The organism is Arthrobacter sp. B2a2-09, assembly GCF_027587375.1.
Classification (GTDB): domain Bacteria; phylum Actinomycetota; class Actinomycetes; order Actinomycetales; family Micrococcaceae; genus Arthrobacter.
Window position 1 is genome coordinate 83,392 of record NZ_JAMXIC010000001.1, and the last position, 17,086, is coordinate 100,477.

Consider the following 17,086-nt stretch of genomic DNA (forward strand, 5'->3'; position numbering starts at 1 on the left):
AAGGTTGGAGAAATGAGCGAACTGCCCACGAACCCGGCGACCGAAATATTCGTCGCGCATCGCAACCTTCTCTTCACCGTCGCATACGAGATGCTCGGATCGGCGTCCGACGCCGAAGACGTCCTCCAGGAAACCTGGCTGCGGTGGGTCAAAGTCGACCTCGAGCAAGTGCGCGACCAGAGAGCTTACCTGGTCCGGATCACCACCCGACAGTCCCTCAACCGGTTGCGCACCATGAAGAGCCGTCTCGAGGCGTATATCGGACCGTGGCTCCCTGAACCGTTGCTCACCGCACCGGACGTGGCGGAGGACGTCGAGCTCGCCGAGAGCGTCTCGATGGCGATCATGCTTGTCCTTGAGACACTCTCGCCGACCGAGCGCGCCGTCTTCGTGTTGCGGGAGGCCTTCGACGTCGGCTACGAAGAGATCGCTGAAGCCGTCGACAAAAGCCCTGCCGCCGTCCGCCAGATTGCGCACCGCGCCCGCCAACACGTCGATGCCCGCCGCCCCCGCGTCATCGTCTCCCAAGGCGAGACCAGGGCGGCCCTGGAATCGTTCCAACGCGCATTCGAAACCGGTGACCTGCAGAGCCTCCTTGAGGTGCTCGCCCCCGACGTCGTCCTGGTGAGCGACGGCGGTGGCCTCAAGCGAGCCGCGTTGCGGCCGATCGTTGGTGCCGAAAAGGTCCTGCGCTTCATGATCGGGGGTATCCGAAAAAGCGGCGCGCCCGTCGGCGTTGCTCGTGCCGTGATCAACGGCAACCCCGCCCTTGTCCTTCGCGTGGACGGCGAAATCGACGGCGTGATGACAATACGCGTCGACGACGCCTGCATCTCCGGCATCTACTACGTCCGCAATCCCGAGAAACTGTCCCGCATCCACGCCGAGGCGTCCCTCGCCCTGCGATAAACAGCCCTCACGGAGATGCGCTCACACTGCGCTACCGGGAGTGGAGCTCGGTGGCACCGAGGGCTGGCCATGGTTCTCCAGTGCGCGTGCGCTCGGGCTCGAACCCGGCGCTGTCCTGCGCGGTTGGGTCGACGGTGAGATAGTCCCTGAGCCGCGTCGGCGGGTAATCGCAGACGGGCCGTAGACAGCCGAAACTGGGGCCGGACTCGCTCGTGGAACTCCCGACGCCGCCACCATCGCCTCGCACATGACTTCGACTGTTACCACCGCGGTTTTCACCGCCGTCGTGCCTGCGCTGTAAGTTCATGTGCCCCGTAGCTGTTGTCGTCCGGGTTGACAGTAACTCCGGGTGCGACGAGTTGGTCGATGCGGTCCAGCACGTCTGTGCTCAGCGTGATGTCAGCCGCGGGCAGGTAGGACTCGAGTTGTTCCATGGTGCGCGGTCCGACGATAGCGGCCGTGACGCCTGGGTGGTTGATCACAAACGCGATAGCCAGCTCGATGAGCGCGAGTCCGGTTTGTTCGGCGAGCTGGGCGAGTTCTTCGACGATGTCGAGCTTGCGCTGGTTCGCCGGGCTGCTCATGTCGAAGCGGGCGTTCGGACGGGCCGAGGAGGTGGGTGCGGACGCTGAGTCTTTGCGCCAGCGCCCTGAAAGCCAGCCGCCGCTAAGCGGGCTGTAGGTGAGCGTGCCCATGCCGTGGCGCTGGACCGTCGGGAGGATATCTTCTTCGATGCCGCGGACGAGGATTGAGTAGGGCGGCTGTTCGGTGACGAACCGTTCCAGGTTTCGTTCGCGGGATGCCCACTGGGCTTCGACGATTTGTGACCCCGAGTATGACGAGGAGCCGATGTAGCGTACTTTGCCCTGGCGGACGAGGTCGCTGAGCGCGCCGAGGGTCTCCTCGACGTCGGTGTCCGGGCTGGGCCGGTGGACCTGGTAGAGGTCGATGTAGTCGGTGTTCAGGCGTCGCAGGGAGTTCTCGACCTCGCGGATGATCCAGCGGCGGGACCCGCCGCGCTGGTTGGGGTCCTCGCTCATGGGCATGAAGAACTTGGTGGCGAGGAACACGTCGTCGCGGCGCCCGTCCAGCGCCTGCCCGACGATTTCCTCGGATGCCCCGCCGGAGTAGACGTCTGCGGTGTCGATGAAGTTGATGCCCGCGTCGAGGGCGCGGTGGATGATGCGGATGGAGTCCGCGGTGTCGCTGTTGCCCCAGGGGCCGAACATCATCGCACCAAGACAGAGGGGGCTGAGCTGCACACCGGTGCGGCCGAGGGGACGGTATTCCATGGTGGTTCCTTTTCTTTGTCTTAGGCTTCGGGGATGACCATGGCGAAGCGTTCTTCGCGGGCTTCGTCCGGGTCCGGACCGTTGCGGTTGTCGGTGTTGAGCGCGTCGATGGCGGCGAGTTCGGCGGCGCTGAGTTCGAAGTCGAACACATCGAAGTTCTCGGCGATGCGTGCCGGGTTGGTCGATTTCGGGATGGCTGAGCGGCCCTGCTGCAGGTGCCACCGGAGCATGACCTGGGCCGGACTCTTGCCGTGGGCCCTTGCGATGGTGGCGATTGCCGGGTCTTCCATGACGTTCCGCCGCTCCTGACCGCCCCATCCTGGGTAGAACGTGATCCCTCCGATCGGTGACCAGGCCTGGGTGAGAATCCCGAATTCGGCGTCGGCTGCCTGTACGGCGGGCTGGGTGAAGTAAGGGTGTAGTTCGATCTGGTTCACGGCTGGGACGACGTCGGTCGATTCGAGCAATTGCATCATGTGGTGCGGCATGAAGTTGCTGACGCCGATCGCCCGCACGCGCCCGTCGGCGAGCAGGGTCTCCAGCGCCTTGTACGCGGAGATGGTTTTCTCGAACCGGTCGGGGGCGGGCTGGTGCAGGATGAGCAGGTCCAGGTAGTCGACGCCGAGCTTGCCTGTCGCCTTTTCCCAGGCATGCAGCGTCTGGTCGTAGCCGTAGTCACTGACCCAGACCTTGGTTTCGATGAACACATCGGACCGGTCCAGGCCGGAGCTGTGGATGCCCTCACCGACCTCCCGCTCGTTGCCGTAGGCGGCGGCGGTGTCGACGTGTCGGTAGCCTGCAGCCAGCGCGGCCCCGACGGCCGCCGTCGTCTGTTCAGGGGCGCTTTGGAAGACGCCAAGGCCGAGGGCTGGCATCGTGATGCCGTTGTTGAGTGTTAGTTCCATGTCCATGCCTTTCACGGTATTCAGATGTGCCGGGTTATGGGAGTGCACGTCAGTACCCCCTTGAAGCGGGAGCCAAGGAGGTTCAGCGAGCGGCTTCGAGCTGCGGCGCCGGTGCGGCCCCGAGCGGTGTCCTGGAGCGGTGGGCGGCCAGGTCTGCGGGCAGGATGAGGGACGCGGTGACGGCAAGGGCCAGGAGCAGCAGGACGCTGCCCGTCGTGAGGGCGACGCCGACCTGGGCGGCCAGGTGCGCTACGGCGGAACCCGTGGTCAGGATGGTCGCTGCTGCCGCGACCGCGATGCCAAGCCCAAGGCAGGTTGACTGCGATCAACGGGAGGAATCCCATTCCGGCCTGCAGGTGCAGGTTTCATGCTTTCAATGCAACCGTGATTCCTTACAGGCCGGAAGTCACGGCCGTTCCGGGTAACGCCAGTGCCTCCCTCGTCCGATCGACCGCGCGTAGCGTAGATGCCATGACACACAGCGACGACGTGCGGAAGTTCCTGACCTCCCGCCGCGCAAGGATCACGCCGGATGAAGCCGGGCTGCCGGTCTACGGCGGCAACCGGCGCGTTACCGGGCTGCGCCGTGAGGAAGTCGCGATGCTCGCTGGCATGAGCATCGACTATTACATACGCCTGGAGCGGGGAAACCTCTCCGGCGCCTCGGACAGTGTCCTTGAAGCGCTCGGGCGTGCGCTGAAGCTCGACGACGCCGAAACGGCCCACCTTTTTGACCTGGCCCGCGCCGCGACGGCCTCTCCCCGGGTGCGGCGTCGGCACAGCCCGCAGACGGTGCGGCCGAGCGTGCAGCGCGTCATCGATGCGATCACGGCCGCACCGGCCTGGGTCCGCAACGACCGCGGGGATGTCCTCGCCGCCAACGAACTGGGCCGTGCCCTCTATCTGGACATGATGGCAGAGGGGCCCACTCCGCCGAACAGCGCACGTTTCACTTTCTTGAACCCGAAGGCGCGGGAGTTCTTCGCCGACTGGGAACGCGCGGCGGATGACATCGTCGCGGTCCTGCGCTCCACAGCCGGGAAAAACCCGTACGACAAGGACCTCACGGACCTGATCGGTGAACTCTCCACCCGCAGCGAGGAGTTCCGCACCCGATGGGCCCGTCACGACGTGAAGTACCACCGTGCCGGCCGCAAGCGCCTCCACCACCCGATCGTTGGAGACCTGGACCTGAGCTTTGAAGCGCTCGAACTCCCCGCAGACCCGGGACTGCGCATCAACGTCTACACGGCAGATCCCGGGACACCCTCCGAGGACGCTCTGAAAGTCCTCGCCAGTTGGGCCGCGACCCAGCGGACCACCGCAGAAGCCGCAGTCAAGGAGAGCAAATGAGCCACCGTCCCTCCATTGTTCTGGTCGTCGGTGCCACCGGCAGCATCGGCCGCCATGCCGTGGCCGAGGCGCTCCAGCAGGGCTGGACGGTCCGGGCCCTCGTGCGCGACAAGACCCGCGCCGCCCGCATCCTTCCCGACGGCGTCGAACTCGTCGTCGGTGACCTGACCCGTCCCGAAACCCTCGACACAGCCGTCGAGGACGTCGAGGCAATCGTCTTCACCCACGGGTCAACCACCAATGAACGCGACGTGCGGGACAACGACTACACCGGCGTCGCAAACGTCCTCAAAACCTTGGACGGCCGCCGGACCCGTATTGCCCTCATGACCGCTATCGGCACCACCCGGCCCGGCGTCGCCTATGCCCGGTGGAAGCTGCGCAGCGAGCGTCTCATCCGCGCCAGCGACAACCCCTACACGATCGTGCGGCCAGGCTGGTTCGATTACAACCAACCCGGCCAGCGGAAGATCGTCATGCTCCAGGGCGACAGGCGACAGTCCGGTTCACCCGCCGACGGCGTCATCGCCAGGGACCAGATCGCCCGCGTCCTCATCGACAGCCTTCACATTGACGCCGCCGACCACAAGACCCTCGAACTCGTCGCCGACAACGGGCCCGAACAAGACGACCTCACCACCGTCTTCACCTCTCTGACACCAGACCCGGCCGCATCTCTCGACGCAGCCGAAGATATTGTCGAACTCCCCGCGGAGAGCGAGCCTGAAATGTTCCGGCGCGACCTCGCCCAAATCACAGCAGGAAGCGCCAAAGCCGGTTAGTAGCTCCGGGGGCTTAGTTCGGCGAAAGCGTCTGTGGCAAGGGTTGGCGCCTCATGGTCTGCATTGCTCCTTTGTCATCAATCCGGACGAGGTTGGGGCCGCGCAGGGTGTAGAGCAGGCCGTCTTCGTCAGCGGCAATGTGCGGGCCGCTATACCAGCCGCCGTTGATGTCGGCTACGACCACGGAGACGGCGAATGTCTTCGGATCGATCCGGAAGACCGTGGTGTCGGAGACGCCGTAGATCACGCCGCGGTTGGCCACCAGTGCACCGAACCCATAGGACAGGGAGCTGATGTCTGCCTGGTGCACCAGTTTGCGCTTGGGGATGTCGATGATGAAGATGCCACCCTTGCGGGTCAGCCCGTAGAGATTCCGTCCCTGGACGGCGAGTGCGGAAATGCCCGCCCCCATCTGTGGTTCGATCCTCCAGAGCTCCTTGCCGGCAACCGGGTCGAAGGCGACGATAGTGCCGGGACCGTCCAGTGTGGGGAGGCCGCCGCCGAGGTAGGCCACGCCGTCGCGGGTGGCTACGGCGCGCAAGAGCTGACGGTTGTCGATCGGGTTGATGAAGTACTGCTTCGCTCCGGTGCGGGGATCGTAGGTCCAGAACGAGCCGCCGCCCTCTGTGTCGGACTGTGCGGCGAGCAGCACGAGTTTGTTGTCTTCGTCCCAGCAGACATCCAGTGGCCGGTTCTGCGCCGCGGGAAAGCTGGCTGCTTGGTGGATTGGCTGGCCGCTGCGCGGATCGTACGTCCAGATGCCCTGCGAGCTGTACTGGCCTGTGAAGAGGACACCGTCCACCATCACGGCGTCCTTGGCCTCACCCGGGGCCTGCAGGTTGACCGTCTGGCCGGCGGCGAGCGAGTGGCGGGCGATCACGCCGTTGCCGCCCGCATGGACGAATCCCGCACCTGCTGCCAGGCCCATGACCGTCTGGGGCGTGGCGGAGGCGCCGGCCTCTCCAAGGTCGGTGGCCGCCATGCTTCCTGTGCCGGGGTCGATCTCGGCCACGAAACCGTAACCCGAGGTGGCCAGGATCTTGTTGTTTACGGCGTCCACGCCCCAGATTTCGCCGAGCGACGGCCCATTGAGGGTCAGCTGCGAGATCGAGTTCGATGCCACGGAGTACACGCACAGGCCCGACTCGTTGGCGAAGTACACCTGCTCGCCGATGCTTGTGAAGTTCTTGGCGGTCTTTCCGATGGACGTCGCCACGGAATAGGAAGCGAGGTTGTCCAGCCTCATGAGTGCAACCTTCGACGGTTGGGTCGAAGCGGCAGAACTAACCAGGAGTTTGTCTCCGAAGATGGCCAGTTCCCGGATACTGGGATCCGCCAACATCTCCGATGGAGTGACCAGCGTGAAGGTTTGCGTGGCGCGGTTGTACGCGTAGAGGCACGCCCTGCCTGCACTGCCGCCGCCACCGAGGGTGCTGCCGGCGCCGAAGAAGACTGTGGTGTCGGTTGCGGCAACCGCACGCGCAAGCGTAACCCCGGGATCGGGGATCCCCAGGTTGCCGACCTGGCCGGTCGAAGGGTTGAACTCCCACAATGCCGGCTTGGTGGCACTCCCGCCGCCCACCGCGTACAGGCGACCGTTCGGTGCCACGCTGAGGTCGCGCACGTCGCGGTCACCGATCCGGCCGATCGGCGTTGCCGGCGCGGACAGGGTGGTCAGGTCCCAGCGGTAAAGGTTCGGCAGGGTCCCAACAGCATCTTGGAGGACACCGGCGTACAGGTAGCGGCCCGTGGAATCGGCCGCCAAGGCCTGGATGCTGTAACCCGTAGCGAGTTCGGTCTGGGCTATCACCTTTCGCGTCGGCACATGGAACGCGACGATGCGGACAGGATCTAGGTTGCGGGAACCGATGTAGACGGTATCGCCGACGAGAACTGAACTCATCAACGAGAACTGAACCACCGCCGGTCCCAGGTCCAGGATTTCGGTGGCGCTGTGCCCGCCACGCTGAGCGGACAATTCTGCAGCCTCTGCCGGACCCGTCGGTGACAGGCCGAGTGCGCCCGCCAGCCCGGCCGCACCGCCCGCCTGCAAAATGGCTCGCCTGCCGATGGGGGAATTCTTCATGGAACTTCCTTTGTTCTGAAGGGGAGGTGAAGGTCATTGCAAAGTGTCGCCGTCGGGCCTTTTTGCCCGCGAACGTGCCCCGGCGCCCAAGGAGGTGCCGCGGTTATGCGGTGAAGGCCAGGTCACCGATCCTGACGGGGAAGCGCAGCGGCTCATCCCGGGCAACGCGGTGGGCCTCGGCCACGGCGGTGGCGGCCAACCGCTCCAGCTCATTGCCGAGCGATCCCGCAAGATGAGGGGTCAGCAGGACATTCGGATTGGAGTAGAAGCCCGAATCCGCCGGCAGGACCCAGGGCGTAGTGACGTCCAGAACGGCGAACAGTTCGTGCCGTTCCAGGCGCACGAGGAGCGCGTCCTGGTCAACCAACTCTCCGCGGGCTGTGTTGATGAAGGTAGACCCGGTCCGGAGTCGCGCGATCAACCCTGCATTGATCAGGTCCCGGGTGGAGGGAAGCGACGGTGCATGCAGGGACACGACGTCGCTGCTTTCCATGAGTTTCTCCATGCTCACCAGTTGCACGCCGAGAGCCACAGCATCTTCGGGGCTCAAGTACGGGTCTGCCACCATGATGTCGAGTTCGTAGGGTGCGAGCAGCCGGATGACGTGCCTGCCGATCTTGGACGCGCCGATGATGCCCACTCGTTTGCCATAGTTGCCCATGTCCGGGAACAGCTGCTCCGGATCGACGGCTGACTTTTCGGTGTGCAGCGTCCGGGCAATTTGCAGAACCCGCTTGTTGGCCAGCAGGATCATGGCCACCGTGTACTCGGCCACCGGGACGGCGTTGGCGTCCGCGGCAGTGCTGACCTGGATGCCCCGGGCCCAGCACTCGGCGCCTACGTGGTGCTTGACGGACCCGCCGGCGTGCAGGATATGGCGCAACCGCGGAGCGGAATCGAGGACGGCGATGTCCACAGTGGGGCACCCCCATCCGGTGATGAGGATGTCGGTTTCGGCGAGCAGTCCCAGCGAACGGGATGATGTGAAGTCCTCCATGGGCTCCGGGCTCAGGAGCCGCAGGCCGGGTTTCAGGGAATTCAGACGCCGCTGCGGGAAGATCCTGGCGGCGACGCCGGCCCCCATGGCAAGCGCGACGTTCGGGTTTTCCGGCCTCATTTGACGGCTCCCGCCGTCAGTCCGGACTTCCAGAAGCGTTGCAGGAGGATGAACGCCACGAGCAGCGGGATCACGGAAAGCAGAGAACCTGTGATCACCATGGGCACGAATTCGGGCTGCGGAACCGCGTAACCCTGCCAGATCGAGATGCCCACGCTGACCGGCAGGAGTTGCTGGTCCTGCAGCATGACCAGGGGAAGCATGAAGTTGTTCCACACTCCGACGAACTGGAACAGGGCGATAGTGACGTAGCCCGGCATCATCATGGGCAGGCCCAGGGAGCAGAAGGAGCGGATGGGTCCGGCACCGTCCATCCGGGCTGCCTCGAGCGTCTCCATCGGGACGTAGGAGGCGGCGTAGACGCGGGCAAGATACACGCCGAAGGGGTTGCACAGGACAGGGATCAAGATTGCCCAGACGGTGTTGGTCATGCCCACCAGTGATGCCAGCAGATACATGGGCAGCACCGTTGCCGTGTTGGGGACTAGAACACCCACCAGGACGAATCCAAACAGGGAGTTCTTGCCCCGGAACTGGAACTTGTCAAAGGCGTAGCCGGCCATGACGGAGATGAGGCCGCCGAAGACGGCGCCGAAGCCGGCGTAGAGGACCGAGTTGCCCATCCAGCGGAAGAAGATTCCTCCGTCCTTGGCGGCCACAGCTGAGATATTTTCGAAGAGCGCGAAGCTCCCGAAGGAATACGCGCTGGTGCCGTAGAGGTCAGCGGCATTCTTGGTGGACGCAAAGAGCAACCAGAGGACTGGCACCACCATGTAGGCGGACCCCAGGATCAGGAGCCCGTTGACGCTGAGCTTGCTGGCGAAACCGCCTTGGCGTGCAGGGGGCTTCTCGCGCGGCGTGGGTTTCGTCGCCGTGGTTCCGGGGCGGGTCAGGGTATCTGTGCTCATGCTTTGTTCATCCTCGAGCTGAAGCGGGTGACGACCAGGGACAGGAGTGCTGCCAGCCCGGCAATGATGATCGACGCGGCCGCGGCTTGGTTGAGGTTGTGCCTGATGAAGGCCGCGTCATAGGCCCAGAGGTTCGGCACCCATGTGCTGGTGACGGAGGATGTGGCCTTGGCGATGATGGAAGGCTCCGTAAACAGCTGCAACGTGCCAATGATGGTGAACACCATGATCACGCTCAGCGCGGGCAGAATGAGGGGGAACTTGATGCTCAGGGCCATCCGGACCTCCCCGGCGCCATCAACCCGGGCTGCCTCCAGGATTTCCCGTGGAACGGCCTGTAGCGCGGTGAACAAAATGATGACGTTGTAGCCGGTCCACTCCCAGACGCCGATGTTGACGATTGCCGGAAGGACCAGGTGTGCATCCAGGAAGTTGATCTGGAGGCCGCCGCCCTGGAGCACCTGCACTAGGGGGCTGATGCCCGGAGTGTAGAGGTAGGCCCAGATCAGGGCCGCGATGACGCCGGGCACTGCGTGCGGAAGAAAGACGAGCAGCTGGAACAGCTTGCGCGCCCGGGCGACCGTCGCATCCAGGAGGAGCGCAAAGACGACCGCGCCGCCCACCATGCAGGGAATGTAGATCAGGCAATACAAGGCAAGCCGGGCGATGCCGCCGACGAACGATTCCGACTGAAAGACCTGCACGAAGTTTTCGAGTCCAACGAAGGCGGTCTTGGCTTCGCCGAAACCGAGGCCCGACTTCTGCTGTGCATAGAAGCTCAGGACGATCGAGTAGACGACTGGCGCCACCATGGCTACGGCGAAGACGACGAAGAAGGGGACCAGGAAGAGCGCTGCGGTCCTGCCGCCGGTTCCTGAGGCTGCACTGCGCCTGCGGCGCGGACCATTGATGAAGGCCTGAGAGGCCATGAGGATCTCCTAACTGCCTGGGCTGCCTCCGCGGAGGCAGCCCAGTGGGATGTTGCTATTTGACGGACAGGCCAGTCTGCTTTAGCCCGGCCACAGTGGCCGTCTGGGCCGTGTCTACTGCCTCCTGGACGGTGCCACCGGTGCCGAGCTTGCCGTAGGCGTCTTTGAGCGCCGTGTTGGTGATGTCCCAGTTGGGGCCCCACTGCCAGCCTGGGCTGACTGTTGAGTACGCCTTGTTGAACACGGCGTAGATATCGTTGCCGAAGTAGCTGGCGTCATAGGCGTCCTGCGCCACCGGGGTCAATCCCGGAAAGGCCAGAAACGCCGATCCTGTATTTCCGCGCGCTTTGATGGCTTCCGGGCTTGTGGCGAGGAATTCGATGAATTTGGCAGCGGCCGCGGGGTTCTTGCTGCTCTTGGTGACGTCGAAGCTGGATCCGCCGTAAAAGGCGCTGGCCGGGGTGCCCCAGTTCGGCACTTCTGCAGCGATCCATTGTCCCTTCTGTCCGCTTGCTTCGGTGCGCTTCTGGATGCCCGTTGCACTCCAGTTGGCGCCCAGGACACCGACGACGGTGCCGTTCGCCAAGTCAAGGCTCCATTCGTCGCTGAAGGCCTGCTGCACCTTGACGATCTTGTTGTCGATCAGCTTCTGCCAGTAGTCGGCCACCTTCCTGGTCGCGTCATCGTTCACGCCGATCTGCCAGCTGTCGCCCGAGGTACCGAACCATTTGGCCCCCGCTTGCCAGGCCAGTCCCGCGGTGGCTGCCACCTGATTGGGGTTGAAGCTTGCCAGGTACGCGTTGGGTGCAACTGATTTGAGCTTCCGTCCAGCCTCTTCGAATTCCTGCCAGGTCTTGGGGATCCCGACGCCGGCCTTGGCCAGCATGTCCTTGCGGTAGTACATGACCATAGGAGCCGCGTCGTAGGGCAAACCATAGGTCTTGCCGCCGAACTGGACCATGCCCCTGATTTCGTTGGCGAGCTTGTCCACGGTGGCTGACTTGTCGATCAGTCCATCCAGTGGCTGCACCTGGCCGTTGCTGACGAACTGGGGGAGCTGCGGGTACTCGATGGTGGCCACGTCAGGGCCGTTTCCTGCCGTGATGGCGGTGGACAGCTTGGCGTAACCGCCGTTGTCGCCATTGGGGACGGTCTCGAAATTGACCTTGATCTTGGCTTGGCTGGCGTTGAACGCGGCTGCGACCTTGTCCATTCCTGCCAGTGATGACCAAAAGGTAATGGTCCCCGAGGGATCCTCGGTTGGCGTGGGGGCGGCGGAGGGATTGGGGCCCGTTCCGCACGCTGCAAGCAGCAGTGCGCTGCTGGCCACGCTTGCCACCCCGATGAGTAGTTTGCGACGCTGCATGGTTCTCCCTTGAATCTACGATGCGAAGGTGGAATGTGGTCGTTGCCACATGGTGTAATCCAATGAAACACGCAGAGTTGAACAGATCCAATAAAGTGAACAGTAATGAACAACGCGGATCGGAGACCGGGGTCGATGGAGCCCTGAAGCTCCCGGGCAGGCGGCCCGCCGCGCCGCTGCACCCGGTGAAAGTCCCGGCCTGGTGGGCGCCTAGCCGGCCGTCGAATCCCGGATGACCAAAGTGGGGGACAAACTGACCCGCTGAAGTGCCAAGCGCGAACCGCGCCGGGGACCTAGGCGGTTCAGGCACATTTGGACGGCGTGGTATCCGACGTCGAACTTGGGCGGCGCTATCGCGCTCAAGGGTACGGTCCCAAACGAAGCGATTTCATCGTCATAGGCCACCACCGCGAGATCTGCCGGAATGCGGAGTCCCCGTGCTTCGCACAAGTCGGCAAACATGAGAGCATCCTCGTCATTGTGGATGATGCCGGCCGTTGCCCCGGCGGCCGCGAACCCGTCCACGATGCCGTCCACCTCCTGACGGAGTGCCTCAGGGTCGTTGGTGTCCGTCGTGATGGTCCATGTCATGGCGGGATCATGCGGAATCCCGGCCTTCTGAAGCGCGGAGCGGTAGCCTTCTAGGACGCGTGATGCCGTGGGGCTGCTTTCGCGCACGCACAGGGCTATTTTTCGATGGCCCAGGGCCAGCAGGTGGTTGACGGCGATCTCCGCACCCCGTACATGGTCGCTCCGCACCGACTCGAGGCTGCCGTCATCCATGACATCGTCGATGGAGCGCTCGACGACGATGACAGGCACTTCAGCGGAGGCCAGCAGGTCCAAGGTAGGCGTGTTTGCCAGGGTTTCTCCACTGGGCGTCACCAGCAGTCCATCGACACCGCTTTTGAGCAACCGTTGAATTTGCCGTTGCTCTTCGGCAGGCGAATAGTTAGAGACTCCGAGGACCAGCCTGACGCCCAGCTCCTGCGCTGCAGTCTCGGCCCCCCTGATGATCCCGGGAAAATAGTACGTGGCCGTTGGCACGATCATGCCGATGGTGGCGAGTGGGCGCTGTCTGGCGGGCGGTCGCATCCCGCTTCCGGCCAACGCGGGAGGTCCTGGTTCGCTTGCCGCTCCGCCGCTGTTTCCGTGAACCTGCCTCGAGGGACCCCTGGGCGGGCCCATAACGGCAACGGCCCCGCCATGGACACGCTGAAGCAGTCCCTGTCCGTCGAGGAAGGCCAGATCGCGCCGCACCGTCATGCCGGAGATCCCCATCCGCCGTGCAAACTCGGCCGCGTTCAATGACCCGCGCAGCGCCAGTTCGCGAAGAATCTGGTTCTTCCTGTCCTCGGTCAACATCCGGGCAGCCTCCATGATGTTTAGTTTTGTGCGATCTGTTCACTATGAACTACATCGGAGATCTCGTGAAGAGTCAAGGCAAACTTTGACATTCAAGTGCACTTCACCCTGGCCTCGGCGCGCTAAATGAGCCGGGTGGAGGGTCCGCTGAGTCACGGCCGGGTAAGCGCATTTCCGGTAGGGTGGAGCATATGACTCCTCCCATGACGCAAACAGAACTCAACCCGGGCATCTGTTCGGTGACCCTCCGGGCACTCGGCATTGATGAGGTCGTACGCACGGCCGCCGCCGCAGGGCTGGCCGGAATCGAGTGGGGTTCCGACGTCCATGTCCACGATGCCGCCTCCGCGGAGCGTGCCCGGACCTCCACGGAAGCCGCCGGGCTCACGGTCCTCTCCCTCGGGTCCTATTACCGCGCCGGCTCATTCGGCAATTTCGATGGTGTCCTCGCCCTCGCCGCGAAACTCGGCGCGCCCCGGATTCGGATGTGGGCCGGTGATGTGGGTTCTGCCGAAGCCAAAGAGGCGGAGTGGGACGCCGTGGTCGAAGACACGCAGCGGACCTCCGGGCTCGCCGCCGCACGGGGCATGGAGGTGGCCTTCGAGTACCACGGGGGCACGCTGACGGACTCGCCGGAGACCACCCTCGAACTCCTACGCCGGGTGGACCGGCCCAATGTGGGCACGTATTGGCAGCCGGCCGTCGGTCTGAGCGACCAGCAGGCCATTGAGTCGCTGCGCCAGGTGATCGAGCATGTGGTGGGCGTCCATTGCTTCTCGTGGTGGCCCGCCCAGGAGCGGCTTCCTCTGGAGGATCGTGGGGAGCTGTGGCGGGCCGTGGCCGACGTCGTCCGGGGGCATGGGCGGGATATGGACATGATGCTCGAGTTCGTCGAAGGGGATCTCCCTTCAAACGTTTTGCGCGATGCTGGCGTCCTGCGCCGGATCACTGCGGAGGCCACGAACTTCTAGGGCGAGCTCGTGCTCCTGCGGAGGCGAAATCGCCCGCGACGGCGGCCGAACCACCGTGCGCCAACTGCAACGCACGAGCGGACCACGGTCGCGGGCGATCCCGGCTCTTGGAATAGCCCGTCCGGCTTCGGCTATGCGCGGTGCGGGGAACCCAGTTCCACGGGCTCTTCGTCGCTAAGGTAGGCGGCCTCGGAGTGGGCCGCGATGTCGATTCCGCGCAATTCGTCTGCCTCGTGGATGCGCAGGCCCATTGTGACGTTGAGGACTTTCGCGATGATCCAGGTGACGATGAATGAGTAGCCGAGCACGGCCAGGGTTGCGAGCGTCTGGATGCCGAGCAGGCCGAAACCTCCGCCGTAGAAGAGTCCGTTGACCTTGTTCGGGGCGGCGTCCGTGGCGAACAATCCGATCAGCAGGGTGCCGAGGATGCCGCCGACCAGGTGGACGCCGACGACGTCGAGTGAGTCGTCGAAGCCCAAGCGGAACTTTAGTTCGATAGCGAGGGAGCAGACGGCGCCCGCGATTACGCCGATTGCTAGGGCACCGAGGGGGCTGACGGCCCCACACGCCGGAGTGATGGCGACAAGGGCGGAGATCAGGCCGGAGGCGGCGCCCATGCTGCTGGCGCTGCCGAGGCGGATGCGTTCCACCAGCGCCCATGCCAGGAGGCCGGCACATGCGGCGACGGCGGTGTTAAGGAAAACCACGGAAGCGGACTGCCCGGCCGTGAGCGCCGAGCCTGCGTTGAAGCCGAACCAGCCGGCCCACAGGAGTCCCGCGCCGACTAGGACCAGCGGCCGGCTGTGGGGTTTGGTGTGTTCGCTCTTGGGCCAGCCGGCGCTGCGTCCGAGGACCAGGGCGAGGGCGAGGGCTGCGATTCCGGCGTTCATGTGGACGGCGGTTCCGCCGGCGAAGTCAACGGCTTTGAGGTTGTTGACGATCCAGCCGCCGGTCACTGAGCCGTCGGCAGAGCTGAAGGCGAACACCCAGTGGGCGATCGGAAAGTAGACCAGGGTCGCCCACAGGGCCGCAAAGGTCATCCACGCGCCGAACTTCATGCGGCCGGCGGCTGCTCCGGCGATGATCGCGGTCGTGATTCCGGCAAAGAACAACTGGAAGGCGGCGAACAGGGCGGCAGGTATGGCGGCGTTCGGGTCCTCGGACAGCAATTGCTCCATCCCGAAATATTCGGCGATGTTGCCGATGAGGCCGGCACCGCCGACGGAGTTGCCGAAGACCATCGAGTAGCCGAACACGGCCCAAAGCACGGCGACGATGCTCATTCCGCCGAAGCACATCATCATCATGTTCAGGATCCTTCGGGAACCGACCATGCCACCGTAGAACAGGGCAAGGCCGGGGATCATGATGCACAGGAGCGCGCTCGCGGCGAGGATCCAGGCGGTGTCTCCAGAATTCATGGGAGCTCCAATCAGAAGGGGTTGGGGTCTGACGGCGAAGGGCGCAAAAGACCGCGCAAGAAGTAACCGTGAGATGAAACCATGATTCCTGACAGTGAACGGTCGCGGGTTTCGTGTGCGTTACGTTTCCGTTGCGATCGCCGCCCGATCGTGACATCGGGATTTAACGTTCGGGGTGCGCGACTGTAACATCACTTTGACTACTGTGGTTCAACAGCGTTTCCTAACAGCTAACCCACATTGAACAGGACAGTTCCGATGACAAGTGTCGCAACCCCTGCAGTACTGAGCGCGTCAGCGCTATCAAACGCCGGGCTGCCGGCCGAGGCCGGACAGATTTCCCTGGGCGACATCGCTAGGGCCCATGAGGTGCGCTTCCTGCTGGCCGCCTTTGTGGACATGACCGGCAAGCCGTGCGCCAAGCTGGTCCCGGTTGAAGCCGCGGACGAGCTTGAGGCCGGTGCGATGGGTTTTGCCGGGTATGCCGCCGGGTTGATTGGGCAGAAGCCGCAGGACTCGGACCTCATCGCGGTCCCGGATCTGGCGTCCTTTACGCCCGTGCCGTTCATCAAGGACGGCTTGGCGATCATCCATTGCGACCCGCACGTGGACGGGAACCCGTGGCCCTACGCTCCACGCGTTATCTTGAAAAACACGCTCGCCCGCCTGGGGGTGAAGGGCATGCAGGCCAAGGTCGGCGCGGAAGTGGAGTACTTCCTGGTGAACAAGAATCCCGACGGTTCCCTGAGCACTGCAGACGCCCGCGATGACTCGCCCCGCCCTTGCTATGACGCCCGCGGTGTCACCCGCATGTATGAGCACCTGACCTCCATTTCGGAGGCGATGAACGGCCTGGGTTGGGGCAATTACGCGAACGATCACGAGGACGCGGCCGGGCAGTTCGAGCAGAACTTCAACTACGCGGACGCGCTCACCACGGCCGACCGCGTGGTCACCCTGCGCTACATCCTGAACATCCTCGCCGAGCAGCGCGGCATGACCGCAACGTTCATGCCCAAGCCGTTCACCGACCGGACGGGTACCGGCCTGCATTTCCACCTGTCGTTGTGGTCGGGAGCGGACGCGCTTTTCCCCAGTGATGACGATGGTGCGGACGACGGCGGCAGGGGACTTGGGCTCTCGGACCTCGCCTATTCGTTCATCGGGGGCATCCTGGAGCATGCGCCTGCCCTTCAGGCGTTCCTCGCTCCGACGGTGAACTCCTACAAGCGATCGGGCGCAACGACCAGTTCTTCGGGAGCGACCTGGTCACCGCGCAAGGCCTCGTTCGGGGGCAACGACCGCACCCACATGATCCGGGTGCCGGACGAGAAACGGATCGAGCTCCGTTCAGGGGACGGCTCGGCGAACCCGTACCTCGCCATCGCCACGGCCATTGAAGCAGGGCTCGACGGCGTCACGAACGGCACCGACCCCGGCGCGCCTTCCGGCCCCGGCGAAGCACAGCCGGGCGCCCATTCGCTCCCGGCGACCCTTTTGCACGCGGTCGAAGCCCTGCGCCGGGACCCGGTGATGCTCGCGAGCCTGAGCGGCGATGAGGCGATCGGCCAGTACTACGCCGACGCCAAGGAAGAAGAGTTCCTGAGCTGGCACAACCAGGTCAGTGACTGGGAAATCCGCACCTACCTGACTTCGATTTGACCCCCTCCCACCTAGCAAAG

At 64.3% G+C, this 17,086-nt stretch carries 14 protein-coding genes; 5 read left to right on the forward strand and 9 right to left on the reverse strand.

Annotated elements, in window-relative coordinates; translation table 11 throughout:
- Nucleotides 1-12 precede the first annotated feature (12 nt).
- Nucleotides 13-909: an RNA polymerase sigma-70 factor gene (locus NFJ07_RS00380; RefSeq protein WP_269991687.1), complete on the forward strand. Its 897-nt coding sequence runs from the start codon at nt 13-15 to the stop codon at nt 907-909.
- Nucleotides 910-1,184: 275 nt separating this feature from the next.
- Here NFJ07_RS00380 and NFJ07_RS00385 read toward each other — a convergent pair whose 3' ends face one another.
- Together NFJ07_RS00385 and NFJ07_RS00390 are read right to left on the reverse strand one after the other, a co-directional pair.
- Nucleotides 1,185-2,201: an aldo/keto reductase gene (locus NFJ07_RS00385; protein WP_269991689.1), complete on the reverse strand. Its 1,017-nt coding sequence runs from the start codon at nt 2,199-2,201 to the stop codon at nt 1,185-1,187.
- A 20-nt stretch (nt 2,202-2,221) separates the two neighbouring features.
- Entirely contained in the window at nt 2,222-3,106 is an 885-nt protein-coding gene (locus tag NFJ07_RS00390) for an aldo/keto reductase (RefSeq protein WP_269991690.1), read from the reverse strand.
- A gap of 471 nt (nt 3,107-3,577) precedes the next feature.
- Between NFJ07_RS00390 and NFJ07_RS00395 the strand changes: the two genes are divergently transcribed.
- Nucleotides 3,578-4,459 carry a helix-turn-helix transcriptional regulator gene (locus NFJ07_RS00395; protein ID WP_269991691.1) on the forward strand — a complete coding sequence of 294 codons (882 nt, stop codon included), beginning with the start codon at nt 3,578-3,580 and terminating at the stop codon, nt 4,457-4,459.
- Complete coding sequence (locus NFJ07_RS00400) at nt 4,456-5,241, forward strand: SDR family oxidoreductase (RefSeq protein ID WP_269991692.1); 786 nt, start codon at nt 4,456-4,458, stop codon at nt 5,239-5,241. Before NFJ07_RS00395 ends, NFJ07_RS00400 begins: the two co-directional genes overlap by 4 nt.
- Nucleotides 5,242-5,254: 13 nt before the next feature.
- Here NFJ07_RS00400 and NFJ07_RS00405 read toward each other — a convergent pair whose 3' ends face one another.
- The 6 genes from NFJ07_RS00405 to NFJ07_RS00430 form a co-directional block, all read right to left on the reverse strand.
- Complete coding sequence (locus NFJ07_RS00405) at nt 5,255-7,327, reverse strand: outer membrane protein assembly factor BamB family protein (RefSeq protein ID WP_269991693.1); 2,073 nt, start codon at nt 7,325-7,327, stop codon at nt 5,255-5,257.
- Between the two features lie 103 nt (nt 7,328-7,430).
- Nucleotides 7,431-8,444, reverse strand: a complete 1,014-nt coding sequence (locus NFJ07_RS00410; RefSeq protein ID WP_269991694.1) for a hydroxyacid dehydrogenase — start codon at nt 8,442-8,444, stop codon at nt 7,431-7,433.
- The gene (locus NFJ07_RS00415) at nt 8,441-9,352 is read right to left on the reverse strand and encodes a carbohydrate ABC transporter permease (protein WP_269991696.1); all 912 of its coding nucleotides are present in this window, start codon (nt 9,350-9,352) and stop codon (nt 8,441-8,443) included. The genes NFJ07_RS00410 and NFJ07_RS00415 overlap by 4 nt, the downstream gene beginning before the upstream one ends.
- A complete protein-coding gene (locus NFJ07_RS00420; protein WP_269991697.1) occupies nt 9,349-10,281 on the reverse strand; it encodes a carbohydrate ABC transporter permease in 933 nt (310 codons plus the stop codon). The genes NFJ07_RS00415 and NFJ07_RS00420 overlap by 4 nt, the downstream gene beginning before the upstream one ends.
- A 55-nt stretch (nt 10,282-10,336) precedes the next feature.
- Nucleotides 10,337-11,647 (reverse strand): ABC transporter substrate-binding protein, encoded by a 1,311-nt coding sequence (locus NFJ07_RS00425; protein WP_269991698.1) that lies wholly within the window; start codon nt 11,645-11,647, stop codon nt 10,337-10,339.
- Nucleotides 11,648-11,857: 210 nt separating this feature from the next.
- Nucleotides 11,858-13,027, reverse strand: coding sequence for a substrate-binding domain-containing protein (locus NFJ07_RS00430; protein WP_269991700.1), 1,170 nt, complete (start codon nt 13,025-13,027; stop codon nt 11,858-11,860).
- 188 nt (nt 13,028-13,215) lie between these two features.
- Here NFJ07_RS00430 and NFJ07_RS00435 point away from each other — a divergent pair, with 188 nt between their 5' ends.
- A complete protein-coding gene (locus tag NFJ07_RS00435; protein ID WP_269991701.1) occupies nt 13,216-13,983 on the forward strand; it encodes a sugar phosphate isomerase/epimerase family protein in 768 nt (255 codons plus the stop codon).
- A 131-nt stretch (nt 13,984-14,114) separates the two neighbouring features.
- Here the strand turns inward: NFJ07_RS00435 and NFJ07_RS00440 are convergent, their stop codons facing one another.
- Complete coding sequence (locus tag NFJ07_RS00440) at nt 14,115-15,404, reverse strand: ammonium transporter (protein ID WP_269991702.1); 1,290 nt, start codon at nt 15,402-15,404, stop codon at nt 14,115-14,117.
- A 258-nt stretch (nt 15,405-15,662) separates the two neighbouring features.
- Here NFJ07_RS00440 and glnT point away from each other — a divergent pair, with 258 nt between their 5' ends.
- Nucleotides 15,663-17,066, forward strand: a complete 1,404-nt coding sequence (gene glnT / locus NFJ07_RS00445) for a type III glutamate--ammonia ligase (protein WP_269991703.1) — start codon at nt 15,663-15,665, stop codon at nt 17,064-17,066.
- Nucleotides 17,067-17,086: the final 20 nt, after the last annotated feature.

Bases quoted from the DNA above. Each gene is read 5' to 3' on its own strand.
- NFJ07_RS00380 (WP_269991687.1), top strand. From the start codon at position 13: ATGAGCGAACTGCCCACGAACCCGGCGACCGAAATATTCGTCGCGCAT.
- NFJ07_RS00385 (WP_269991689.1), bottom strand. From the start codon at position 2,201: ATGGAATACCGTCCCCTCGGCCGCACCGGTGTGCAGCTCAGCCCCCTC.
- NFJ07_RS00390 (WP_269991690.1), bottom strand. From the start codon at position 3,106: ATGGAACTAACACTCAACAACGGCATCACGATGCCAGCCCTCGGCCTT.
- NFJ07_RS00395 (WP_269991691.1), top strand. From the start codon at position 3,578: ATGACACACAGCGACGACGTGCGGAAGTTCCTGACCTCCCGCCGCGCA.
- NFJ07_RS00400 (WP_269991692.1), top strand. From the start codon at position 4,456: ATGAGCCACCGTCCCTCCATTGTTCTGGTCGTCGGTGCCACCGGCAGC.
- NFJ07_RS00405 (WP_269991693.1), bottom strand. From the start codon at position 7,327: ATGAAGAATTCCCCCATCGGCAGGCGAGCCATTTTGCAGGCGGGCGGT.
- NFJ07_RS00410 (WP_269991694.1), bottom strand. From the start codon at position 8,444: ATGAGGCCGGAAAACCCGAACGTCGCGCTTGCCATGGGGGCCGGCGTC.
- NFJ07_RS00415 (WP_269991696.1), bottom strand. From the start codon at position 9,352: ATGAGCACAGATACCCTGACCCGCCCCGGAACCACGGCGACGAAACCC.
- NFJ07_RS00420 (WP_269991697.1), bottom strand. From the start codon at position 10,281: ATGGCCTCTCAGGCCTTCATCAATGGTCCGCGCCGCAGGCGCAGTGCA.
- NFJ07_RS00425 (WP_269991698.1), bottom strand. From the start codon at position 11,647: ATGCAGCGTCGCAAACTACTCATCGGGGTGGCAAGCGTGGCCAGCAGC.
- NFJ07_RS00430 (WP_269991700.1), bottom strand. From the start codon at position 13,027: ATGGAGGCTGCCCGGATGTTGACCGAGGACAGGAAGAACCAGATTCTT.
- NFJ07_RS00435 (WP_269991701.1), top strand. From the start codon at position 13,216: ATGACGCAAACAGAACTCAACCCGGGCATCTGTTCGGTGACCCTCCGG.
- NFJ07_RS00440 (WP_269991702.1), bottom strand. From the start codon at position 15,404: ATGAATTCTGGAGACACCGCCTGGATCCTCGCCGCGAGCGCGCTCCTG.
- glnT (WP_269991703.1), top strand. From the start codon at position 15,663: ATGACAAGTGTCGCAACCCCTGCAGTACTGAGCGCGTCAGCGCTATCA.